At 72.6% G+C, this 22,923-nt stretch carries 24 protein-coding genes; 14 read left to right on the top strand and 10 right to left on the bottom strand.

The window, feature by feature from the left end; all coding sequences use genetic code 11:
• The first annotated feature begins 38 nt into the window (after nucleotides 1–38).
• The 5 genes from E1300_RS14135 (at nucleotide 39) to E1300_RS14115 (ending at nucleotide 4,848) form a co-directional block, all read left to right on the top strand.
• Entirely contained in the window at nucleotides 39–1,271 is a 1,233-nt protein-coding gene (locus tag E1300_RS14135) for an acetyl-CoA hydrolase/transferase family protein (protein WP_131757445.1), read from the top strand.
• Nucleotides 1,272–1,383: 112 nt separating this feature from the next.
• Nucleotides 1,384–1,593: a hypothetical protein gene (locus tag E1300_RS14130; protein ID WP_131757444.1), complete on the top strand. Its 210-nt coding sequence runs from the start codon at nucleotides 1,384–1,386 to the stop codon at nucleotides 1,591–1,593.
• Nucleotides 1,594–1,807: 214 nt separating this feature from the next.
• Nucleotides 1,808–2,998: a lactonase family protein gene (locus E1300_RS14125; protein WP_165502832.1), complete on the top strand. Its 1,191-nt coding sequence runs from the start codon at nucleotides 1,808–1,810 to the stop codon at nucleotides 2,996–2,998.
• Nucleotides 2,999–3,133: 135 nt separating this feature from the next.
• Entirely contained in the window at nucleotides 3,134–3,385 is a 252-nt protein-coding gene (locus E1300_RS14120) for a hypothetical protein (RefSeq protein WP_131757442.1), read from the top strand.
• Nucleotides 3,386–3,642: 257 nt separating this feature from the next.
• Nucleotides 3,643–4,848, top strand: coding sequence for an FAD-dependent monooxygenase (locus tag E1300_RS14115; RefSeq protein WP_242619144.1), 1,206 nt, complete (start codon nucleotides 3,643–3,645; stop codon nucleotides 4,846–4,848).
• A 35-nt stretch (nucleotides 4,849–4,883) separates the two neighbouring features.
• On the opposite strand, the gene E1300_RS14110 is transcribed toward E1300_RS14115, so the two are convergent.
• The gene (locus E1300_RS14110) at nucleotides 4,884–5,231 is read right to left on the bottom strand and encodes a hypothetical protein (RefSeq protein ID WP_131757441.1); all 348 of its coding nucleotides are present in this window, start codon (nucleotides 5,229–5,231) and stop codon (nucleotides 4,884–4,886) included.
• 148 nt (nucleotides 5,232–5,379) lie between these two features.
• Nucleotides 5,380–6,276, bottom strand: coding sequence for a bifunctional helix-turn-helix transcriptional regulator/GNAT family N-acetyltransferase (locus tag E1300_RS14105; protein WP_207399716.1), 897 nt, complete (start codon nucleotides 6,274–6,276; stop codon nucleotides 5,380–5,382).
• Between the two features lie 135 nt (nucleotides 6,277–6,411).
• On the opposite strand from E1300_RS14105, the gene E1300_RS14100 reads away from it, so the two are divergent.
• A complete protein-coding gene (locus tag E1300_RS14100; protein WP_131757439.1) occupies nucleotides 6,412–6,852 on the top strand; it encodes a group II truncated hemoglobin in 441 nt (146 codons plus the stop codon).
• Between the two features lie 52 nt (nucleotides 6,853–6,904).
• On the opposite strand, the gene E1300_RS14095 is transcribed toward E1300_RS14100, so the two are convergent.
• A complete protein-coding gene (locus E1300_RS14095) occupies nucleotides 6,905–7,741 on the bottom strand; it encodes a helix-turn-helix transcriptional regulator (protein WP_131757438.1) in 837 nt (278 codons plus the stop codon).
• 69 nt (nucleotides 7,742–7,810) lie between these two features.
• Here E1300_RS14095 and E1300_RS14090 point away from each other — a divergent pair, with 69 nt between their 5' ends.
• Nucleotides 7,811–8,386: a class I SAM-dependent methyltransferase gene (locus E1300_RS14090; RefSeq protein WP_131757437.1), complete on the top strand. Its 576-nt coding sequence runs from the start codon at nucleotides 7,811–7,813 to the stop codon at nucleotides 8,384–8,386.
• A 20-nt stretch (nucleotides 8,387–8,406) separates the two neighbouring features.
• On the opposite strand, the gene E1300_RS14085 is transcribed toward E1300_RS14090, so the two are convergent.
• The 6 genes from E1300_RS14085 to E1300_RS14055 form a co-directional block, all read right to left on the bottom strand.
• Entirely contained in the window at nucleotides 8,407–9,117 is a 711-nt protein-coding gene (locus E1300_RS14085) for a class I SAM-dependent DNA methyltransferase (protein WP_131757436.1), read from the bottom strand.
• A gap of 22 nt (nucleotides 9,118–9,139) precedes the next feature.
• Entirely contained in the window at nucleotides 9,140–10,057 is a 918-nt protein-coding gene (locus E1300_RS14080) for a potassium-transporting ATPase subunit C (RefSeq protein WP_131757435.1), read from the bottom strand.
• 1 nt (nucleotide 10,058) lies between these two features.
• Nucleotides 10,059–12,227, bottom strand: a complete 2,169-nt coding sequence (kdpB, locus tag E1300_RS14075; RefSeq protein ID WP_131757434.1) for a potassium-transporting ATPase subunit KdpB — start codon at nucleotides 12,225–12,227, stop codon at nucleotides 10,059–10,061.
• Nucleotides 12,224–13,894: a potassium-transporting ATPase subunit KdpA gene (kdpA, locus tag E1300_RS14070; protein ID WP_131757433.1), complete on the bottom strand. Its 1,671-nt coding sequence runs from the start codon at nucleotides 13,892–13,894 to the stop codon at nucleotides 12,224–12,226. Before kdpA ends, kdpB begins: the two co-directional genes overlap by 4 nt.
• Nucleotides 13,894–13,983 carry a K(+)-transporting ATPase subunit F gene (gene kdpF / locus E1300_RS14065; RefSeq protein WP_131757432.1) on the bottom strand — a complete coding sequence of 30 codons (90 nt, stop codon included), beginning with the start codon at nucleotides 13,981–13,983 and terminating at the stop codon, nucleotides 13,894–13,896. Before kdpF ends, kdpA begins: the two co-directional genes overlap by 1 nt.
• A 320-nt stretch (nucleotides 13,984–14,303) precedes the next feature.
• Nucleotides 14,304–15,068 (bottom strand): tetratricopeptide repeat protein, encoded by a 765-nt coding sequence (locus E1300_RS14055; RefSeq protein WP_165502831.1) that lies wholly within the window; start codon nucleotides 15,066–15,068, stop codon nucleotides 14,304–14,306.
• Nucleotides 15,069–15,299: 231 nt separating this feature from the next.
• On the opposite strand from E1300_RS14055, the gene E1300_RS14050 reads away from it, so the two are divergent.
• The gene (locus E1300_RS14050) at nucleotides 15,300–15,749 is read left to right on the top strand and encodes a DUF6069 family protein (protein WP_207399715.1); all 450 of its coding nucleotides are present in this window, start codon (nucleotides 15,300–15,302) and stop codon (nucleotides 15,747–15,749) included.
• Nucleotides 15,750–15,818: 69 nt separating this feature from the next.
• Here the strand turns inward: E1300_RS14050 and E1300_RS14045 are convergent, their stop codons facing one another.
• A complete protein-coding gene (locus tag E1300_RS14045; RefSeq protein ID WP_131757430.1) occupies nucleotides 15,819–16,682 on the bottom strand; it encodes a LysR family transcriptional regulator in 864 nt (287 codons plus the stop codon).
• Between the two features lie 108 nt (nucleotides 16,683–16,790).
• On the opposite strand from E1300_RS14045, the gene E1300_RS14040 reads away from it, so the two are divergent.
• From E1300_RS14040 to E1300_RS14015, 6 genes are all read left to right on the top strand, one after another.
• A complete protein-coding gene (locus E1300_RS14040) occupies nucleotides 16,791–17,438 on the top strand; it encodes a dihydrofolate reductase family protein (protein WP_131757429.1) in 648 nt (215 codons plus the stop codon).
• 84 nt (nucleotides 17,439–17,522) lie between these two features.
• Nucleotides 17,523–17,891: a VOC family protein gene (locus tag E1300_RS14035; RefSeq protein WP_207399714.1), complete on the top strand. Its 369-nt coding sequence runs from the start codon at nucleotides 17,523–17,525 to the stop codon at nucleotides 17,889–17,891.
• A 49-nt stretch (nucleotides 17,892–17,940) separates the two neighbouring features.
• Nucleotides 17,941–18,984 (top strand): sigma-70 family RNA polymerase sigma factor, encoded by a 1,044-nt coding sequence (locus tag E1300_RS14030; protein WP_131757427.1) that lies wholly within the window; start codon nucleotides 17,941–17,943, stop codon nucleotides 18,982–18,984.
• A gap of 361 nt (nucleotides 18,985–19,345) precedes the next feature.
• Nucleotides 19,346–21,169, top strand: coding sequence for an ATP-binding protein (locus E1300_RS14025; RefSeq protein WP_165502830.1), 1,824 nt, complete (start codon nucleotides 19,346–19,348; stop codon nucleotides 21,167–21,169).
• On the top strand, nucleotides 21,169–21,747 hold the full coding sequence (locus E1300_RS14020) for a Pvc16 family protein (protein WP_131757425.1): 579 nt from the start codon (nucleotides 21,169–21,171) through the stop codon (nucleotides 21,745–21,747). The genes E1300_RS14025 and E1300_RS14020 overlap by 1 nt, the downstream gene beginning before the upstream one ends.
• Before the next feature lie 38 nt (nucleotides 21,748–21,785).
• A complete protein-coding gene (locus E1300_RS14015) occupies nucleotides 21,786–22,919 on the top strand; it encodes a phage tail sheath family protein (protein WP_165502828.1) in 1,134 nt (377 codons plus the stop codon).
• Nucleotides 22,920–22,923 lie beyond the last annotated feature (4 nt).

Below are 22,923 nucleotides of genomic sequence, written 5' to 3'. Positions count from 1 at the left end.
CGTGCGCTACGGGACATCGTGGACGGGGGAGGCAGACGATGCGGGTGATCTCCGAAGAGCAGCTCGGGGCCGTGCTGGCCGGGCTGCCGGGACGGCCCCGGGTGGTGGCGGGCGGGAACTTCGCCACCCCCCGGCGGGCCCTGGCGATCCTGGACGAGGCGCTGGCGGAGTACCGGCTCTTCATGCTGAACGCCCAGGGCGTCCTGCCCGACAGGGAAGGGGTCGAGCTGGAGACGCCGTTCGTCGGCGCCGCGATGCGCGGCCGCGCGAACCTGCGGTACTTCCCCGCCCGGCTGTCCCTCGTGCCGAACCTGCTGAAGGAGTCGCTGCCGCCGGACGTCGTCGTCGTGCAGACGTCCGTCCCGGTCGGGGGCACGGTCTCGCTCGGCATCGAAGTCAACATCCTGCCCGCCGCCATCGAGGCGGTGCGGGCGCGCGGCGGCTTGGTGATCGCCCAGCTGAACCCGCGGATGCCCTACACCTACGGCGACGCCGTCATGGCCGTCGAGGACGTCGACTACGCCGTCGAGTGCGAGGAGCCGCTCGCGTCCCCCGCGCCGCGTCCGCCCGGGGAGACGGCGCGGGAGATCGGCGAACGGGTCGCGCACCTGGTCCCCGAGCACGCGACACTCCAGCTCGGCATCGGCGGCATCCCGGACGCGGTGCTCGCGTCCCTCCTCGACCGGCGGGGCGTCGGCATCTGGTCGGAGATGTTCAGCGACGGCGTCCTGGCGCTGGAGAAGGCCGGAGCGCTCGACCCCGCCTCGCCGGTCACCGCGTCCTTCGCGTTCGGCGGCCCCGAGCTGTACGACTGGATCGACCGCAGCGAGCGCGTCCGGATGCTGCGCACCGAGAAGACCAACGACCCCGGCCTGATCGCCGGCCGGCCGCGCCTGGTCTCGGTCAACTCGGCCCTCCAGGTGGACCTGTACGCCCAGGCCAACGCCAGCCGCGTCCGCGGCGCCGTCTACTCGGGGTTCGGCGGGCAGACCGACTTCGTCGTCGGCGCGCTCCACTCCCCCGGCGGCCGCGCGATCATCGCCCTGCCGTCCTGGCACCCCCGCGCCGACGTCTCGACCGTCATCCCCCGCCTGACCGGGCCCGTGACCTCCTTCCAGCACAGCTACATCGTCAGCGAGCAGGGCACCGCCGCGATCTGGGGACGCGACGCCACGTCCCAGGCCCAGCAGATCGTCGACCACGTCGCGCACCCGACCGCCCAGGACGACCTGCGCGAGCAAGGCCGGGCCCTGGGCTTCGCACTGCGCTGAACCCGGCGGCCGACGGCCGACGATGGCGAGAATCACAGGAATAGGCGTCCAGGCGCGCGGTACGTACACCCCGGGAGCCGGGGACGGTCCACCGAGCGAAGGGAGGCCCCGGATGCTCGTCGCCATCGACCTGACGACGCTGCTCATGATCATCGCGGCGGGAGCGATCCTGACCGCGCTCATCTGCGGTTTCATCGCCACCCTGGAACAGCCGCGCAAGCGCGCCCGGAAGCCTTCGGCGGCCGTTCCGCCGGTGCGCATGCACCGCCCGGCAGAAGAACCGCAGACCGTGGAGGTCGGTGAACGCCGGCACGCGGCATAACGCGGCGCTTCCGGGCACCCGCGACCTGACCACATGACCGACGCCGGTCGCCGAGCGCCCCGCCGCCGAGCGCGACCAGGACGGTGCCGAACGACGGCAGGACCTCCACCAACCCTCGCCTCGCGCCACGGCCGCGGGACGGGTGGAACACGGCGGAACGGGATGGAACGCCCAACGGGTGGAAGCCCATCGATCGAGTCGTCAGGAGCCACCCGTGTCCATCCGATTGTCCACGCGAGCGTCCCGGCGAGGTTCCGCGCAGGCAGGGGGTGCCCTCCTGGCCGCCAGCGCCGTGCTCGCCGCCGTACCCGCCCCGGCTCAGGCCGCGCCAGGCCCGATCCCGGTGCCGTCCGGTGGCGTGGTCTACGTCACCAACGCCGTCTCCGGCGATGTCTCCTCCCTGGCGATCGGCCGCGGAGGCTCCCTCACGTCCCTCGGCAAGCCCGTGTCCACCGGCGGCGAGTTCCCCCGCGGCATCGCCCTGACCCCGGACGGAGCCAACGCCTACGTCGTCAACAGCGACTCCGACACCCTCTCGGTGTTCCGCGTCGGGGCGCAGGGCGCGCTCCAGCCGGACCCGCTGATCGTCCCGACCGGCGACGAGCCCTGGGGCGCCACCATCGCCCCCGACGGACGCACCCTGTACGTCACGAACACCGCCGACGGGACCATCTCCATGTACCGCCTCGGGTCCGACGGCACGCCCGCCCGGATCGGCGACGTCCGCACCACCTCCGACAGCCCGAAGCAGACCGTCCTGTCACCCGACGGGCGCTTCCTCTACCTCTCCTACGCGGGCGCCGACGACACGTCCGACAGCCCGCCGCGGGTCGTCACCAGGTTCGCCGTCCGGGCGGACGGGACGCTCGGGCCCGGGGAGGACGTGGCCAAGGTCGGGCAGGCCGACTACGCGATCGCGATCAGCCCGAACGGCGGCTTCGTGTACGTGGCCTCGGCGGAGGCGCGGAACGTGTGGGGGTTCCGGCGCGGCGCCGACGGCTCGCTGACCCCGGTGCCCGGATCGCCGTTCCCCGCCCCCGACCTCCCGGTCGGCCTCAAGGTCACGCCGGACGGGCAGCACCTGTACGTCGGCAGCAACGACGAGGACACCGACTCGCCTCCCGGCGGCCTGCTCGGCTTCAGCATCGCCGAGGACGGCTCGCTCAGGCCGGCACCCGGCTCGCCCGCGCACACCCCCGACGGCGCCATCGTCGACGCGGTCGCGATCTCACCGGACGGCCGGAACGTCTTCGGGTCCGTCAGGGACACCAGCCAGGTGGCCGCGTTCGCGATCGGAGCCGGCGGCGCGCTGAAGGAGGCGCCGGGGTCGCCCTTCCCCACGGGCGGGGAGCGCCCGCTGAGCCAGGCCATCGTCGTGCGTCCCGCCCCCGTCTCCGCGGGGTAGGGCGTCGCCGGCCGGGTCGGATGCCGGCGGTCGAGGGACGAAAGCCCCTAGGTGTGACGAATCGGCTTCAGAAACGCTGAAGAGGTAGAGGGGCCGCAGTCGGCGGCGCCAACGAGCTCAACGAGGAGTTCGCCCATGGCCGAGCAGATCGTCATCGGCTCCGCCGCCTCGACCGCGGCCCTGGACCAGCGCGCGGCGATGCTCGAGCACCGCTCCGCGGTCCTGGAGCAGCAGGTCGCCGCGCTCACCGAGGCGATACGCACGCTGACCGCCGCGCTGCGGGACGCGCCGGCCGACCGTCCGGACAACGACCGCGCCATCGCGGCGGCACGGCGCGCGCACGAGATCCTCCTGGACGCCGAACTCGCGTCCCGCCGCGCCGGCTGACGCCGTCCCCGGACCAGGCGGGCCCGACGCGCACCGTCGCCGGTGACCGGCGGCATCACCGCACCCGGATGCAACACCGGGTCCCCGGCGCCGGTGCGCGGCCCCAGCCCTGCCCGCGCGCGACGTCGCGTCCCGCCCGCTTCTGGGACGGTCCGGTAACGAAATCCGATCATTAGGCGACATCTCCGTCCGCCGGAGAGGCGGGCCGGGCACCATGGCCGCGTCCGGTGGACGATGCGGAACCGAGGTGCTGGCAGGTGTCGGACGTGAGAGCGCAGCACCCGCGGATCGCGATCCTCGGCGGCGGGATCGGCGGACTCGCGGCGAGCGCGTTCCTGTATCGCGAGGGGATGTCCGCCACCGTCTACGAGCAGGCCTCGGAGCTGAAGGAGATCGGCGCGGGTCTGGTCGTGGCCCCGAACGCGGCGAGGCTGCTGCGGCGGCTCGGCGTCATGGACGGCCTCGCCGAACGGGCGGTCCGGCTGGACACCGGCTGGGAGTTCCGCCGCTGGGAGGACGGCACGGTCCTGTCCGCCGAGGATCTGGCGTCCTCCTGCGAGGAGCTCTACGGCGAGCACACCTACACCGCGCACCGCGCCGACCTCCTGGCGGCGCTGCGCTCGGCGGTCCCCGGGGACGTCCGGCTGGGCAAGCGCTGCGTCGGTATCACCGTCGGCGACGGCGGACTCCCCGTCCTGCGCTTCGCCGACGGCGAGACCACCGAACCCGACATCGTGATCGGAGCGGACGGGATCCACTCGGTGGTGCGCGGCGCCGTCACCGAGCCGTCGCCCGCCGTGTACTCGGGCTACTGCGCCTTCCGCGCCCTGGTGCCGTCCGAGCGCGCCCCGGCCTTCGCCCGCCGGCCCGCCCAGACCCTGTGGATCGGCCCGGGCCACCACCTGGTGCACTATCCCGTCTCCGCCGGACGGTTCGTGAACCTCGTCGCGTTCGCCCCGGCGGGCGACGACGTCGTGGAGTCCTGGACCGCGACCGCGACCGTGCGGGAGTTCCTCGCCGAGTTCGCGACCTGGGACGCCAGGCTCACCGACCTCATCCAGGCCGCCGGGACACCCGGGCGCTGGGCCCTGCTGGACCGCGCCCCGCTCCGGCGGTGGACCCGGGGCCCGGTCACCCTCCTCGGGGACGCCGCGCACCCGATGTTCCCGTTCTTCGCGCAGGGAGCCGCCCAGGCCATCGAGGACGCCGCCGTCCTCGCGCGCTGCGTCGCCGACCGTCCCGGCGACCCGCTCGGCGCCCTCCGGCGCTACGAGCGGCTGCGGATCCCGCGGACCACCCGGCTCCAGGAGGCCAGCCACGCCCGCGCCTCCGTCAACCACCTGCCGGACGGCCCCGAACAGCAGGCCCGCGACGCGTCCTTCGCCGACGCGGACCCGCTGAAGGCCAACGCCTGGATCTACGCCTACGACCCCGAGCACGCCCTGGCAGAGACCAGCGCCTGACCTCCGTCCCCGCCCGGGCGCGGCGCCGGACGATCTCAGGCGATCTCGGTGATGATGTTCAGCAGGATCGCGATCAGCATCAGGACCCCGAGAGCGAGGAGCGGGCTGCACGCGATCAGCAGCCGCGCCTGGACCTCTTTGCCGCGAGCGGCCTCGGCCTCGTACCGGCCCGGGGTGAGGCGGCCCGACCATAGGCGCGTGTACGAGCACTCGATCGTCTGACCGGGGAAGACCTCCACGTAGGCGCTGGTCTGGAACCTGCGGCCGTTGTAGAGCGGATGAGCGTCGATGACGCACGCCTCGACGATGTGGACTCCGGTCTCGACCTCGCAGACGATCGGACTGACACCGAAGTGCCCCACGAGAAGTCCGTCGACGGTCACCTGAGGGACGGTGCTCCCCCAGTGCCGCGGGAAATGGACGACGATCCATCCGTGATGGTCGGCATCGTCCCCCGCACCCTGAGGGGCGAGACATGACATGCGTCCAACGCTCGGTCACCGCGTCCGCGCCGGCAAGGACGGCAGCAGGTCAACCACCGGACACTTCGACGGCAGGGAGGTGCTTCTCGAACCAGTGGTCGGCGTAGGGCTCCTGGTTGAACGCCGGTACCTCCCGGTATCCGGCGGTGCGGTACAGGTCGATGGCCTGGCCGAGGGCGCGGTTGGTCTCCAGCCGCAGCGTGCGGATGCCATGGGCGCGAGCGCGCGCTTCAAGGTCGGCGAGCATGCGGCGGCCGAGTCCCAGACCGCGCGCCCGCGGCGAGATCCACATCCGCTTGACCTCGGCGATGCCGTCGTCGGCGTGCAGTTTCAGCGCGCCGCACCCGACCGGCTCGTCGTGCAGGTACGCGATCAGGAGCAGACCGGCGGGCAGGACGAGTTCCGCGTCGTCCGCGGGGATGCTCTGGGCCGGGTCGAAGCCTCCGTCGAAGCGGTCGGCCAGCTCGGCGAAGTAGGCCTGCACGCAACGCCGGGCGTCCGGATGCCGCGGGTCGGTCACGTCGATCCGCACCTGGGACGCGACCAGCAGCCGTTCGACCTCGTGCATCGCGCACACCAGCCGCTCCCGCTGGCGTGTGTCGAGCGGCGCCAGGATGGACTCGGCGAGGTCGTCCGAACGCCGGTCGAGCTCCGCGCGTTCCGCGAGTCCGGCCGGGGTCAGCCGCGCGACGCGGACGCGTCCATCATCGTCATGGGTCTCGACCACGACCAGGCCCTGCGCTTCCAGAGTGCGCAGGAGGCGGCTGAGATAACCTGAGTCCAGCCCGAGACGCGAGCGCAGCGCTCGGACCTCGCTGCCCTGCGGAGTGATCTCCCACAGCAGCCGCGCCTGGCCGAGCGGACGACCGCGTCCCAGGAACGCGTCGTCGAGAACGCCCAGCCGCTGGGTGACGGTCCGGCTGAACCGCCGCACGCGATCGACCATCACGGGCTCCATTCTCTGACCATAGTCAGAGAACTCACCACCCGCCATGACCACAACCGGCACGACACCTCGACAGGACGAGACGATCTCTGCGATAACGAACCCGTACTCCACCGACGACGTAATGGTGTAATCATGGAAACCCTGTACGAGCACGCGGGCGGGCACGACGGGCTGCACCGCCTCATCGAGGTCTTCTACGCCTCGGTACTGGTCGATCCCCTGCTCAAGCCGCTGTTCGGCGAGGGGCAGCCCACCCACGTCGATCACCTCACGGCCTTCACCGCCGAGACGTTCGGCGGGCCGGACACCTTCACGGCGCGGATGGGCGGGTTCCAGCACATCATCGACGTCCACCGCCATCTGAAGATCACCCCGGAGCAGCGGCAGCGGTTCATCGACCTGTTCATGGCCGCCGCGGACACCGCCGGGCTGCCGGACGACGCACCGTTCCGCCAGGCGCTGCGGGAGCACGTCGAGTTCGGCACCGAGGTCGCCCGGCAGAACTCGCACGCCGAGACCGACGAGGACCTGCACCCGCTGCGCGAGGTGCCCCACTGGGACTGGCCCGCCTAGATTCCGGCCGGGCCGTCCTTCGGTCCGAGCCGTCCGCGGTCCACCCCCCAGGTCAGAGGTCCCGCCGCGTCGGGGTCCGTTCCCGCCGGAACGCGGTGGGGGTCTGGCCGGTGGACGCCTGGAAGGCGCGGCTGAACGCGCTCGCGCTGTCGAAGCCCACCGCGGTCGCCGCGCCGAGGACGGTCGTGCTCGGCTCGGTCAGCAGCGTCATCGCGTGGAGGAGCCTGCTGTGCAGCGCGTACTGGCGCCAGGTCATGCCCGTCGCGGCGCGGAACCGGCGCCGCAGGGTGCGTTCGGAGACCGCCGCGGCGCGGCAGGCGCCGGCGAGGGTGACCGTGCCGAGGTTCCGGTCGGTGTGGCGCATGACCGCAATGACCAGCGGATCGGTGCTCGTCGGCAGGTAGAAGGGCCGCTCGTGCGCCAGCCACTCCAGGACGAGGCCGGCGAGGGCCTCGAAGTAGGCGTCGGCGACCGGGTCGCCGACCGGGCGGCCGATCGGCCAGCGCGAGGCGTAGATCAGCATCTCCCGGCAGATCGGTTCCACGGGCAGGACGCGGGCGCGGCCGCCGGTGTCGCGGACCAGGGCGGGATCGAAGAACACCGAAACGGTCCTGGCCTTGGCGAAGGTGCTCTGGTGCACCAGGCCCGCCGGTATCCACACCGCCTGCCGGGACGGCAGCCGGTAGCGCGCCGCCGGGGTCAGGACCTCGACGATCCCCTCGATCGCGTACTCCAGCTGGTGGAGGTCGTGGCGGTGCCACGACGTCGCCGCGGTGTCGCCCTCGAAGCGGTAGGACCCGGCGGTGATCCCCGTCCCGCCGCGCAGCGACACCAGCCGGGCGGTGGCCGCGGAGGGCAGCGGGTCGGCCGATGCCGCAAAGCCGGTCATCCCCGCACTATGGCTGAATGAAGGCGTGATTCCCACGCACTTCGGCGGTTCCCTCGTGAGGACGGGACGATGAACCAGGCGCATCTGACCTATCTGTCCAGTCCCGAATGGGCCGGCAAGCTGCGTACCGAGCTGCTGCCCTGGCTGCGGGAGGCCGCAGACCTCGGTGGCGACGTCCTGGAGATCGGGCCCGGGTTCGGTGTCACCACCGAACTGCTCCTGGAGGTGACGTCCCAGGTCACTGCGGTCGAGCTCGATCCCGCCCTGGCCGCGGAGGTGCGTACCAGGTTCCGCGGCGCTCCCGTCGAGGTCGTCGAGGGGGACGCGACCGTCGTCGATCTGCCGGTCGGCCGCTTCTCCGCGGCGACCTGCTTCTCGATGCTGCACCACGTCCCGTCGCCGAGCGCGCAGGACCGCCTGCTCTCGCGGCTGCACCGCGCCCTCGGTTCCGGCGCGGCGCTGCTGGGAGTGGAGTCCATCGACACCGACCTGATCCGCCAAGGCCATGTCGACGACACCTACGTCCCGGTCGATCCGGACACGTTCGGCTCGCGCCTGGAAGCGGCCGGATTCCAGGACGCCCAGGTGACGCGGATCAACGGCTACCAGTTCCAGTTCGTCGCCCGGAACTCAGCCGGCGCTTGAGCACGTCCGAGACGCCGCCCTCACTTCTTGCGCGCGAGGACGAGCCGGTACCTGGGGCTGCCGTCCTCGCGCCACCCCAGCGCCGCCAGGGGAACGGTCGTCACGGTGAAGCCGGCCGCCGTCAGGTCGTCGCGGAGGGCGTGCAGCGGGCATGTGCGGTAGTACATGACGAAAGGCGGACGCCACACGGCGTTCCGGACCCTCATGACCGCGTCGAACCCCAGCAGCGTCCAGTACCAGGCGGACGTGAGGGGCGGCGGCGCGCCGATCGGGAACGCGAACAGACCGCCTGGCCGCAGCGAGCGGAACACCCCGCCGAAGAGCGCGGGCCGTTCCTCGGGCAGGAAGTGCCCGAGCGCGCCGAAACTGACCGCGAGGTCGAAGTCCTCGGCGAAGGGCAACTCCCGGACGTCGGCCTGCACCCACTCGGCGTCCGGGTGCGTCGCTCGCGCCTGCGCGAGCATTCCCGCGCTGAAGTCGACGCCCGTGATCCGTCCTTGGCACAGGGGTGCGAGCACCTGGGTGCCCGCACCCGTGCCGCAGCACACGTCCAGTCCCTGCCCGAACGGCCCGAGTGGACGCAGCGCGTCGGCGGTCGCGGCGAGGATGCCGTCGGGCGTGCGGAACGGCGTGTGGTCGAACTTCGGCGCGAGCAGGTCGTAGCCGCGCTCGACCGAGGACAGCGCCTGGATCACCAGTTCGCGCAAAGACGGCCCATGAGGCGAGAACACCGCCCAAGCCTACTCAGCGGGGTCACTGGCGGGTCGGGTACCGGGCGTCCAGAGCGATGTTCAGTTTGAGGACGTTCACGACGGGTTCGCCCATGAAGCCCAGCGTCCGGCCCTCCTCGTTGGACGCGATCAACCGCTCCACGTCGGCGACAGGGACACCTCGCGCCGCGGCGACCCGCGTGGCCTGGAGGTGCGCGTATGCGGGCGAGATGTGCGGGTCCAGGCCGCTGCCGCTCGCGGTGACGGCGTCGGCGGGGACGGCGGGGCGGGCCGGGGCGCGGCCCTTGATCGGGACCACCAGCCCCTTCGCGTAGTCCTCGCCGTAGCGGGCGAGTTCGACGCGGACGCCCTTGTAGGCGGCGACGAACGGGGCCTTCACCACGCCTTCCTGTTCGTTGAGGCTGACGACGCGCGTCGGGTGCGGGACGTCGCCCGTGGCCGTGCGGGATCCGAAGACGGCCAGGACGGCGCCGACGCCGCTCGGGGTGCAGAAGGGCCGCGATCCGTCGGCGCCCTCCAGTTCCCCGATGGCCTTGCTGCGCGCGCAGACCTGGGTGAGCAGGCTCTGCGAGGCGTTCTCGTCCTGCTTGCCCGCCGCGAGCAGTGCGGGGTCGGGCAGGGTGTCGACGATGTCCTCGGGGCCGAGGTTGCTCGCGGCCGTGGCGGTCGGGTCGTAGCCGTCGCCGGCGTTGGACGGGCGGCTCTGGAAGTACCGCTTGAGCGGGTTCCCCCGGGAGTCGGTGAACGACTGGCCGATGAGCGCGCTGCCGACCGTCCGGCCGCCCGCCGTCACGTAGGAGCCGCGGGCCTTGTCGTTCAGGCCCGGGAGTTGCGCGACGGCGAACACCGCGAGCGGGTAGGCAAGGCCGAGCAGCACGGTCAGGACGAGCAGCGCCCGCGCCGCGGCCAGGTGCCGGCGGATCCAGATGGGCATACGCATGTCAGGACATCCCCGGAAGGAACTGGACGATCAGGTCGAGGAACTTGATTCCGATGAAGGGGGCGACGATCCCGCCGAGCCCGTAGACGTAGAGGTTGCGGGACAGCAGCGCGGACGCGCCGCTCGGCCGGTAGCGGACGCCGCGCAGGGCGAGCGGGATCAGCGCGACGATGACCAGCGCGTTGAACACGACCGCGGACAGGATCGCCGACTGCGGGCTGTGCAGCCGCATGAGGTTCAGCGCGTCCAGGCCCGGGAACACGGCCACGAACAGCGCCGGGACGATGGCGAAGTACTTGGCGACGTCGTTGGCGATCGAGAAGGTCGTCAGCGCCCCGCGGGTGATGAGCAGCTGCTTGCCGATCTCGACGATCTCGATGAGCTTGGTCGGGTCGGAGTCGAGGTCCACCATGTTCCCGGCCTCCTTGGCGGCCGAGGTGCCGGTGTTCATCGCGACCCCGACGTCGGCCTGGGCCAGCGCGGGGGCGTCGTTGGTGCCGTCGCCGGTCATCGCGACGAGCCGGCCGCCCTCCTGCTCCCGCTTGATCAGGGCGAGCTTGTCCTCGGGCCTGGCCTCGGCGAGGAAATCGTCCACCCCGGCCTCGTCGGCGATCGCCTTCGCGGTCAGCGGGTTGTCGCCGGTGATCATTACGGTGCGGATGCCCATCCGGCGCATCTCGTCGAAGCGCTCGCGCATCCCGTCCTTGACGACGTCCTTGAGGTGGATGACGCCGAGGACGCGCGCCGTGCCGCCGGCCTTCTCGCCGACCACGAGCGGGGTGCCGCCGGACGCGGAGATGCCGTCCACGATGCGGCCCAGCTCGGCCGGGACGGTGCCGCCCTGCTCGCGGACCCAGCCGGCGACCGCGCTCGCGGCGCCCTTGCGGAGGCCGCGGGCACCGGACGGGCCGTCCAGGTCGACGCCGCTCATGCGGGTCTGCGCGGTGAACGGGACCCACGTCGCGTGGGACAGCTCGCCGGGCGACCGCTCGCGCAGCCCGTGGCTCCGCTTGGCCAGCACGACGACCGAGCGCCCCTCGGGCGTCTCGTCGGCCAGGCTGGACAGCTGCGCGGCGTCGGCGAGCTCGTCCTCGGACACGCCGCCGACCGGGAGGAACGCGGCGGCCTGCCGGTCGCCCCATGTGATCGTGCCGGTCTTGTCCAGCAGCAGGGTGTCGACGTCGCCCGCCGCCTCCACGGCGCGGCCGCTCATGGCGAGGACGTTGCGCTGGACGAGCCGGTCCATGCCCGCGATGCCGATCGCCGACAGCAGCGCCCCGATCGTCGTCGGGATCAGGCAGACCAGCAGCGACACCAGCACGACGCCGGTCACGCCCTGGGCGTCCAGGGCGAGCGAGTCGGCGGCGCCGGGATTGCCCGCCTTCGAGTAGATCGCCAGGGGCTGGAGCGTGGCGACGGCCATCAGGAAGATGATCGTCAGCGCGGCGAGCAGGATGTTGAGCGCGATCTCGTTCGGCGTCCGCTGCCGGTTCGCGCCCTCCACCAGGGCGATCATGCGGTCGAGGAACGACTCCCCCGGCCGCTGCGTGACCCGGACGACGATCCGGTCCGACAGCACCTTCGCCCCCCCGGTGACGGCGCTGCGGTCGCCGCCGGACTCGCGGATCACGGGGGCGGACTCGCCGGTGATCGCCGACTCGTCCACGCTGGCGATGCCCTCGACCACGTCGCCGTCCGCCGGGACGACCTCGCCGGCCTCGACGACGACATGGTCGCCCTGCCGCAGGTCCGGGGCGCCGACGCGCTCCTCGCGCGGCGCGGTCCGCCCGGGCGCCCAGTCGAGGAGGCGGCGCGCCACGGCGTCGGTCCGCGCACGGCGCAGCGCGTCGGCCTGCGCCTTGCCGCGGCCCTCGGCGACCGCCTCGGCCAGGTTGGCGAACAGGACGGTCAGCCACAGCCACACGACGATCAGCCAGGCGAACACGCTCGGCTCGGACGCGGCGAGGACGGTCGTCCACACCGCGCCGATCTCCACGATCAGCATGACCGGGTTGCGCCACAGCGTGCGCGGGTCCAGCTTGCGGAGCGCGTCGGGCAGCGACCGCACCAGCTGGCCGGGGTCGAGCAGACCGCCTTGGATCTTTCCACCGCCGCGGCGCACCGGGGGCCGCGGCGCCGGGCTCGGCGCCCGCACGGTCTGTGCCGTCATGAGTGGATCCCCTCGGCGAGCGGCCCGAGCGCGAGCGCGGGCAGGAACGTGAGCGCGACCAGGACGACCGTCACGCCGACGACCATCCCGACGAACTGCGGCCGGTGCGTCGGCAGCGTCCCCTCGGACGCCGGGGCGCGGCCCTGCCGGGCCAGCGAGCCCGCCAGCGCGAGGACGAAGACGATCGGCAGGAACCGGCCGAACGCCATGCACAGCCCGAGCGCGGTGTCGTACCAGACGGTGTTGACGGTCACGCCCGCGAACGCCGACCCGTTGTTGTTGGACGCCGACGTGAACGCGTACAGCACCTCGGACAGGCCGTGCGGGCCGCGGTTCAGCATCGCCGCGCGCCCGCTCCCGGTCGCCATGGCCACCGCCGTCCCGGCCAGCACCAGCATCGGCGTGATGAGGAAGTACAGCGCGGCGAACTTGATCTCCCGCGAGCCGATCCGCTTGCCGAGGTACTCCGGCGTGCGGCCGACCATCAGCCCGGCCACGAACACCGTGATCACGGCGAGGACCAGCATCCCGTACAGGCCCGAGCCGACGCCGCCCGGCGCGACCTCGCCGAGCATCATGCCGAACAGCGTCATCATGCCGCCGAGGCTCGTGTAGGAGTCGTGGAAGGAGTCGACCGCGCCGGTCGAGGTGAGCGTCGTCGCCCCGGCGAACGTCGCCGAGTCCGCCACGCCGAACCGGTTCTCGACCCCCTCCGTCGACGCCCCGACCGCGGTCGGGACGGTCCCGTGGTGCGCCAGCTGGAACACGTTGACCAGGACGACGCAGGCGATCGCGATCGTCGCCATCACGCCGGCGATCGCGTAACCCTGCCGGTTCTGCCCCACGATCCGGCCGAACGTCCGGCACAGCGCGAACGGGATCACCAGGATCAGGACGATCTCCAGCCAGTTCGTCCACGCCGTCCCGTTCTCGAACGGATGCGCGGAGTTGGCGTTGTAGAAGCCGCCCCCGTTGGTGCCGAGTTCCTTGATCACCTCCTGGCTCGCCACGGGCCCGCCCGGAATCGCCTGCCGGTGGCCGGCGATCGTGGTCACCACGTGGTCGTCCGCGTTCGCGAAGTTCTGCACGACCCCGCCCGCGACGAGCAGGACCGCTCCCGCGAACGCGATCGGCAGCAGGATCCGGACGCTTCCGCGCACGAGGTCCGTCCAGAAGTTGCCCAGGTAGCGGTTCCGCTCGCGCGCGAGGCCCCGCACCAGCGCCATGGCCACCGCCATGCCGACCGCCGCCGACACGAAGTTCTGCACGGCGAGCCCGGCCATCTGCACCAGGTGCCCCATCGTCGACTCGCCCGAGTACGACTGCCAGTTCGTGTTCGTCACGAAGCTGACCGCGGTGTTCCACGCCTGGTCCGGCTTCACCGGGTCGAACCCCAGCGACAGAAGCAGATGGTTCTGCACCCTCTGGAAGGCGTACAGGAACAGGACCCCGGCCACCGAGAACGCCAGGACGCTCCGGGCGTACTCGGCCCATGTCTGCTCGGCGTCCGGCCTGGCCCCGATCAGCCGGTAGAGCACCCGCTCGGCGCGCGAGTGCCTCGTCCCGCCGTAGACGCGGTACATGTAGTCGCCCAGCGGCCGGTACACCACGGCCAGGACGAGCACCAGGGACCCGATGAACAGGGCCCCCGCGAGGGTGTCGCTCATCAGAAGCGCTCCGGGAACAGCAGAGCGGCGACCAGGAAGACGATCAGAAGGGCGGCCAGGACGAGCCCGACCGCGTTCGCGGCCGTCACAGCTTCTCCACGCCCTTCACCACCAGGCCGAGCAGGGCGAACACCGCCACCGTCAGCAGCACGAAGGCCACGTCACTCATGGGGTTGGCTTCCTTGTCGAGGGTTCATCCGGGATCGACATGGAGTAAAGCGCCGCTTTCGGGGGGTTTGTTCGATCTTGACGACTCCTTAGCGCCCCCGCCGCCGCGCTTAACGCACCCCTAACGAGGCCCCGCCGCGACCGGACTGCTCGCGGCCCGCCGACGTCACAACGCGCAACCGCCCCGCCTTCCCCTCGGCCGCGAAGGGAGGGCGGGGCGGCTCGAACGCTCAGGGAGCGGTCAGAACTGGCCGGGCATGTAGGGGGCGCCGTTCTCGCGGATCCCGCCGGCCACGGCCTTCGCCCTCGCCGCACCACGCGGATGCCCGGCTCGACCGGCCCGGCGGAAGTACTCCTCGGCACCCGTCATGTCGTTCTTGTGCTCGCAACGGACACCGAGGTTGAACAGGGCGTCCGGGTCGCCCGCGGCCGCCCCTCTCTCCCACCACTCGTCGGCCTCCTCATGCCGGCCCTCGGAGAAGAGGTGGTTGGCGAGGGCGCTCAGCGCACGGCCGTCCCCCTCGCCCGCGGCGCGCCGCAGCCACTGCTCGGACTCCTCCTTCCGGCCGAGCTGACCGAGTGCCAGACCGAGGTTGGTCACCGCGTCGGTGTGCCCCGCCTCGGCCGCGGGGCGGAAGTGCTCGGCGGCACCCTGCACGTCACGACGGCGGATGAGCATGAGCCCGAGGTTGTGATGCGCGCCCGTGTCGCCCGCTTCGGCCGCCTTGCGGTACCAGCTCTCGGCCTCCTCGGCGCGCCCCTGATCCGAGCAGAGGATCCCGAGGTTGCGCTGCGCGACCTCGTCGCCCGTCTCGGCCGCCGCGCGCCACCACCGCTCGGCCTCGGCCTCGTCCCGCTCGACGACCAGGACGCCGAGCGTGAGCATGGCGTCGATGTGGCCCGCCTCGGCGGCGGCCCTGAGGTGCTGCTCGGCCTCTCGTACCCGTCCCTGCTCCTGGAGCGAGCGCCCCTTCTGGAACTCGGCCTCTAAGTCCGCCGCATCCATGGCATCCCCTTCCGTGATCACCGTCATGAGACGAGATCAGCGCCGGGAAGGTTCCCGCCGATGACGCACGGCACCGCCGTGACCTCGCGTGATGCCTTCCAGGACGAACCGCGGACGTGCGGTCGGCCGACCTCGGCCATCTACCGCCCGAACGACCGATGAGTTTTCCGCGCCCCTCCGGTCTGCACTACCGACACCACGCTCCACCCGAACACGAGCAAGGGGAAGCAGATGAACACCACCAGCCACACCGCCGCCCAGCCCACCGCCGCCACGGCCGTCCCGGCCTCCCCGCGCGCCGCCGCTCTGTGGCGCACCGGCGGGCTCGCCGCCGTCGCGGCCGCCCTGGCCACCACCGGCATCGCCGCCGCCGCCCGGGGCGCGGGAGTGTCCCTGGACATCGACGGCGAGCCGATCCCGCTGCTCGCCTTCGCCCAGCTGACCCTGGCGTGCGCCGTGATCGGCATCCTGCTGGCCGTCGCGCTGCGGCGCTGGGCCGGCACGCCCAGGCGCACGTTCGTCGTCACCACCGCCGCCCTCACGGTGCTGTCGGTCGTCCCCGACCTCCTGGTCCCGGCGGCGGCGCCCTCGACCCGGGCCGTCCTCGTCCTCACCCACCTGGCGGCCGCGGCGATCGTCGTCCCGCTCGTCGCCGGCCGCCTGCCCGTCCGCACCCGGTGACACGGCGCGACCACCATGGACCGGTTCCCGTCACCCGCCCGCCCGCGCCATCGCCGCTCCGGAGGCCGCTCACGCGGCCGCCTCGGCGAGCGCCGCCACCACGGCGGCGATGGCGGGCGGGTCGGGGGGCTCCCCGTAGGTGACGGCGTGGATCCGGCGCGGGAAACCGGCGATCTCGGTGGCGTGGACGTCGGGCTGGCGATGGGCCCGGAGCGCGAGCCCGGGCAGGGTGGCGACGCCCGCGCTGGCGGCGACGAGGGCCTGCACGACGACCATGTCGTCGCTGAGCGACGCGATGCGCGGCGTGAAGCCCTCCTGCCGGCACACGCCGACCAGCTCGCTCTGGCAGCGCAGGCAGCCGCCGATCCAGGCGGACCGGCGATGGTTCGCGACCGTGTCGCCGGGACGCCGGCTGATGAGGTAGATCGGGTCGTCGGCGATGTGGACGGGGCGGAAGCCCTCGTCCTCGACCGGGGCGTCGGCGTGCTGGAACACGAGCGCGATGTCGATCTCGCCGTGGCGCAGCATCTGGAGCGCCTCGACCGGATGGCGGTCGACCAGGACCAGTTCGAGGCCCGGGTACGCCCGGGCCAGCTCGACGGCGGCCTTGGGCACGATGGTGCTCAGCGCCGACGCGTTGGCGGCGAGCCGGACCCGTCCCGCCCGCAGGCCGGCCTGCGCCGCCAGCTCGGCGGTGGCCGCGTCGACGCGGCCCACGATCTCGGCCGCCCTGTCGGCCAGCAGCCGGCCCTCCGGGGTCAACCGGATGCCGCGCCCGACGCGCTGGACGAGCTTGACGCCGGTCGCCGCCTCCAGGCGGGACAGGTGGTGGCTGACCGAGGGCTGGGAATAGTGCAGGTCCTTCGCCGCCTCGGTCACCGAGCCCCGCCGCGCGACAGCGGCCAGGACTCGGAGATGAACGAGGCTGAGCACTCATCGAGGGTATCAATGGATGTCCTCGAAAAAGGGCATTAGACGACATGATCGCCCCTCCCCCATGCTGGGGTGCGCCAGATTGCCGACTCCACGGAGGAGCACCCGATGTCCGACCTTCGCGTCCACAACTTCACGATCTCGTTAGACGGCTTCGCCACCGGCGAGGGACAGGCCGCCGACGCCCCGTTCGGCCACGCGGGCGAGCGTTTGCACGAGTGGATGTTCGCCACCCGGTTCTGGCATGAGATGGGAGGCCGCCGGGCCGGCACCACCGGCGCCGACAACGCGTTCGCCGCGATGCACGGCGCCGGCATCGGCGCCGAGATCATGGGCGCCGGGAAGTTCGGCCCGCCCGGCTGGCAGGACGACCCCGACTACACGGGCGCGTGGGGCAGCAATCCCCCGTTCCACACGCCGGTCTTCGTCCTCACGCACCGTCCGCGCCCGTCGGTCGAGATGGAGGGCGGCACCACGTTCCACTTCCTGGACGCCTCTCCCGCCGAGGCGCTGAAGACGGCCCGCGAGGCGGCCGGCGGCCAGGACGTGCGCCTCGGCGGCGGCCCCTCGGTGGTGCGCGACTTCCTCGCCGAGCGGCTGGTCGACCACATGCACGTCGTGCAGATCCCGATCCTGCTCGGCCGCGGCGTCCGGCTCTGGGACGGCCTGGAAGCACTGGACGAGGCGTACGACATCGAAGCGGTCTCCACGCCCAGCGGCGTCACCCACCTGACGTTCACCGCCAAGCGCGAGTGACCGGAGCGCGGCCGATTCCTTTTCGCGTGTCGCCGGGTCCACAGGTGTGAGGGATCCGTTCGACGACCGAGAGGGATGATGGAGATGACGGAGATCCGGCTGGGCGGGCTCGTGCTGGGCAGCGCCGACCCCGAGCGGCTCAGCGCCTGGTACCGGGAGGCGTTCGCGCCGTCGGCCGACCCGGGCACCGTCCTGATGATCGGCGGCAACCGGCTGGTGTTCGACCGGCGCGACGACCTGGAGCGCAGCGCACGGGAGCCCGGCCGCATCCTGATCAACTTCTACGTGGACGACATCGCCGCGGCCGCCGCCCATCTGAAGGACGTGGGGGTCGCGCGCTGGGTCCGCCCGGTCGAGGACTTCGGCCCCGGCCGCATCGCCACGGTGGAGGACCCGGTCGGGAACTACGTGCAGATCGTCGAGCTGGCCGATCGGGCCGGTGCCGGACGGTGACGCCCGACAACCGCGCCCAGGTCCGTCCCGGCCGGAACACCGGGCGCTCGTGACAGCGCACGATCGAGCGCACGAGGAGTCGTTCGCTCGGCTGACCGATCCGTACCGGTCCGAGCTGCTGGCCTACTGCTACCGCATGCTCGGCTCCGTCCACGACGCCGAGGACCTCGTCCAGGAGACCTACCTGCGCGCCTGGCGGTCGTACGAGGGGTTCGAGGGCCGGGCGTCGCTGCGGACCTGGCTGTACCGGATCGCGACGAACGCCTGCCTGACCGCGCTCGAACACCGCGAGCGGCGGCCGCTGCCCGCGGGGCTCGGCGCCCCCTCGGACGACCCCGACGCGCCCGTGGCACCGCCGGCGGAGACGGCCTGGCTCCAGCCGTTCCCGGACCGGCTGGCCCCCGCCGGCCCGGACGACGACCCCGCCGCCGTCGTCACCGCGCGGTCGAGCCTGCGGCTCGCCCTGGTCGCGGCCTTGCAGCACCTGCCCGCCCGGCAGCGGGCCGTCCTCATCCTGCGCGACGTGCTGGCGCTGCGGGCCGCGGAGGTGGCGGCGCTGCTCGACATCTCCGTGCCCGCGGTCAAGAGCCTCCTCCAGCGGGCGCGCGCGCAGCTCGGCCGGGTGGCCCCCACCGAGGACGGCACGGGAGAGGCCGGCGGCACGCGCCAGCGGGAGCTGCTCGACCGCTACGCCGCGGCGTTCGAGAACGCCGACGTCGGCGCCCTGATCGGGCTCCTGACCGAGGACGCCGCCCTGGAGATGCCGCCCACCCCGACCTGGTTCTCCGGACGCGCGTCCGTCGCCCGGTTCTTCGAGACCCGGGTCCTCACCGCGCCGGGAGCGTCCCGGATGGTGGTGACCGCCGCCAACGGGCAGCCCGCGGTGGCCATGTACGGGCGCGGTGAGGACGGGGTCCACCGCGCGCACGCGGTGATGGTCCTCTCGATCCGCGATACGGGGATCGCGCGGATCGTCGCGTTCCGCGAACCAGGCTTGTTCGCGCTCTTCGGGCTTCCGGACGCGCTCCCCCTGCTCCCTCCGGCCCTCCGTACAGCGCCGGGCCGAGTGAATGATCCGACAAAGAGAAGATGATTCTAATCAGGGTCGTATATCACATAAGAGAACGATGCACGTATACAAAAGAGGACCGGCCATCGTGACGCGCCCCGGCCTCCGGGACCGCTCCAAGAAGTGTCGTACGGACGACCTCAAAAAGAGACCCCGTGATGGCCGAATACCATGCTAGCTGCGGCTAGTTAGGGAATTAGGAACTTAACGGACAATTTCCGGGAACTCCGATTCGATCGGCTTTCCCGTCGAGTCGACACGGCTTGCTTTTCCGTTTACTGTACGTGTTCTCATCGGTGGCGGCCGCACGGCGACCGCGGTCTCACGCCAGACGCCTTTTGCTCATTCAGGCCCGGCGTGTGGTGATTCACGCATGGGGGCAGGTGTGTCGGATGTGTCAGCGGCCGCGCGGCCACGTGAGTGCGCCGTTCCCGCGGAGCCCTTTCGCGGACAATGGCTGCGCGACACGTACGCGCTGACCGACGCCGAGATGGGCGTCACCGCGCTCGCCCTGGAACCGGAGGTCACGGGACGCGCCCGGCCGACCGTCGCCGACGCGCTGGCATCGGTGCCCGGCGCCGAACGGCGGCACTTCCAGGGCGACGCCCCGCTGATCTCCGAGCGGATCGTCGCGCTGCTGGGGGACGGTCCGCTGATCGCCCGCCGGATGGCGCTCGACGAGCAGATCGCCGACGTCCTCCTCGGGCAGAACGGGCTCGACCGGCGGCTCGTCCCGTTCTGCACGCTGACCTCGCCTCCGCCGAGCCTGTGGGCGGAGGCGCCGCTGCCGGACGAGCGGCGGGCGGCCCTGCTCGTCGCCGTCCAGGCCGCCTGGGGCCGCCGCCTCCGCCTGCACTTCGACGGTCCGCGCGGTTCCGGCCGGCGCACCACCGCCCGTGCCCTGGCCGGGCGGCTGGGCGTGCCGCTGCTGACCGTCGACGCGCCGCCCGGCCCGGACCTGATGTTCCATGTGCTGCGCGAGGCGTCCCTGCACGGGGCGCTCCTCTACGCTCCGGACGACCTGGCGGACGAGGTCCGCGGCTATCCGGGCGTGGCCGTCACGGCCGGCGCCGGGCCGCTGCCCGGGCCGCCGGGCGACACCGTCGAGGTGTCGTTCGCGCGTCCCTGCTACGAGGTCCGGCACCGCGTCTGGACGGTCCGGCTGGCCGCCGCCGGAATGGACGCCGCTCCGGCCGCCGAGCTCGCCGCGCGCTTCCGGTTCGGGCCGGACCGGATCGGCGGAGCCGTCGCGGCGGCCGCGGCGACATGGGCGGTGGAGCGGGCGATGCGCCCGCCGCAATCCGGGCAGCCGGATCCGGACGACCCGACCGGTCCGGACGGGACGGCGGGGCCGGGGCGCGCGGAGCTGTTCGCCGCGGCCCGCGCCCAGACCGGCCATGAGCTGGCGGCGCTCGCCCGGCGGATCGAGCCGCTGAACGGCTGGGACGACCTGGTCCTGCCCGCCGACGGGCTCGGCCAGCTCCGCGAGCTGTGCGCCCAGGTGACCGGGCGGCGGACGGTCTGGCGGGACTGGGGCTTCGCCGACAAGGCGTCACGGGGCCGGGGCGTCACGGCCCTGTTCACGGGTCCGCCGGGCACCGGAAAGACGATGGCCGCCGAGGTGGTCGCCGGGGAGCTCGGCCTCGACCTGTACACGATCGACCTGTCGTCGGTGGTCAGCAAGTACATCGGCGAGACCGAGAAGAATTTGGAGAAGGTCCTGGCCGCCGCGGGCGACGCGGACGCCGTGCTGCTGTTCGACGAGGCGGACGCCCTGTTCGGCAGGCGCGGCGAGGTCCGCGACGCACGCGACCGGTACGCCAACGTCGAGACGTCCTACCTGCTGCAACGGCTGGAGCAGTACGACGGGATCGCGCTGCTGGCCACCAACCTGCGCCGCCATCTGGACCCCGCGTTCACCAGGCGGCTGGGGTTCGTCGTCGACTTCCCGCTCCCCGGCGAGGCGGAGCGGCGCCTCATCTGGGAGCGGTCGCTTCCCGCGCGGGCCCCCCGGGGCGACGACCTCGACCTGTCCGCGCTGGCCGGGGAGTTCCCGCTCACCGGCGGCGAGATCCGCAACGTCGTGCTGCGCGCCGCGTTCGCCGCCGCGGCGGCGGGCCAGCCCATCGGGCAGGGCGACGTGCTGGAGGCGATCCGCCGCGAGCACCGCAAGACCGGCCGGGTCACTCCCGCAGCGGGTGAGGCGTGATGTTCCAGGACCTCGACCAGACCATGGCCGCGCTCGTCCGGGACGCCGCCGCCCCCGACGCGCTGCGCGGCGCCCAGGTCGCCTTCGACACGCCCGACCGCGACTACCGTCCCGACCAGACGACGCTGAACCTGTTCCTGCACGAGATCGCGGAGAACCGGGTGCTGCGCGACGAGGCGAGGGTGCTCGAACGCACACCCGACGCCGTCACCGCCCGGCTGCCCGCGGTGCGGCTCGACTGCGACTACCTGGTCACGGCGTGGTCCCACCAGACGGGCGGGCTGAGGACCGCCGAGGAGCACGCGCTCCTCGGCGCCGCCCTGGTCTGGCTCGCCCGCTTCCCCGTCGTCCCGGACCGCGTCCTCCGGGGCTCGCTGACGACGCAGCCGTACTCCCTTCCGATGACCGTCGCCCGGTCCGCCGAGGGGCAGGCGATGGGTCACTTCTGGAGCGCCCTCGGCATCCCGCCGCGGCCGGCGTTCGGCCTGACGGTGACGGTCGCCGCCGAACCCTTCGACCGGTCCGACCGCAGCCCCCTCGTCAAGAACGTCGTGCTCAAACCCGTCCTGGACGCGTGAGCCCGCGTGCCCCACCGCTTCGAGCGACAGGAGAGATGATGGCCTACGACACCGCGGCCCCCGGGGTCTACGTCAAGGAGATCACCCCGGCCGGGCCGATCGCCGGGGTGGGCAGCACGGTCACCGCGTTCGTGGGGACGCCGGCCGTCCTGCCCGGCGAGGCGGGGCTCGGCGAGCCGTTCCCGGTCACCACGTGGACCGCGTACGTGGCGAAGTTCGGCGACTACAAGGCGGGCGTGCAGCTGCCGTACGCGGTGAAGGGCTTCTTCGACAACGGCGGCACGTTCGCCTACATCGTGCCGGTGCAGAACGCCGCGGGGCTGGACGCGGCGATCGACCGGCTCACCCGCTACCCCGACGTCAGCATGGTCTGCCTGCCCGGGACGGTGGACGCGGCGGCGCAGGCGAAGGTGCTCGCGCACTGCGAGACGATGGGCGACCGGTTCGCGGTCCTCGACGGAGTCCAGGACGCGAACCCGGTGAACCCGCAGGGCCCGCTGCTGACGCAGCGCGGCGGGCTCGACTCCGGCAACGGCTTCGGGGCCCTGTACTGGCCGTGGCTGGTCATCCCCGATCCCGGCGCGCCGGACCGGCGGCTCACCGTCCCGCCGTCCGGGCACGTCGCCGGGATCATGGCCCGCTGCGACGACACCGTCGGCGTGCACCGGGCCCCGGCCAACGAGGACGTCCGCGGCGCCCTGGACGTGGAGTACCAGCTCAACGACACCGAGCAGGGGCAGCTGAACCACCGCAACATCAACGCGATCAGGCGGTTCCCGGGCGGCCCGCCGCTGGTCTGGGGCGCGCGGACGCTCACCACCAGCGTCTCCTGGCAGTACGTCAACGTCCGGCGGCTGGTCTGCTACGTGGAGGACTCGATCCGCCAGGGCGTCCGCTGGGCGGTGTTCGCACCGAACGACCTGCGGCTGTGGCGGGGCCTGGAGCGCTCGATCGGCGAGTTCCTCACCCGGGTCTGGCAGGCCGGGGCGCTGTTCGGCGCCACCGCGAAGGATGCCTTCTACGTCTCGATCACCGAGGAGCTCAACCCGCCCGACGTGCGGGCGCGGGGCGAGGTGGTCATCGAGATCGGGCTGGCGCCGAGCCGCCCGGCCGAGTTCATCGAGCTGCGCATCGGCCTGTGGGACGGCGGCGCGTCCATCAGCGAGGGATAAGGAG

This window comes from Actinomadura fibrosa, assembly GCF_900659615.1.
Classification (GTDB): domain Bacteria; phylum Actinomycetota; class Actinomycetes; order Streptosporangiales; family Streptosporangiaceae; genus Spirillospora; species Spirillospora fibrosa.
This window is presented reverse-complemented; position numbering and strand designations above follow the sequence as displayed.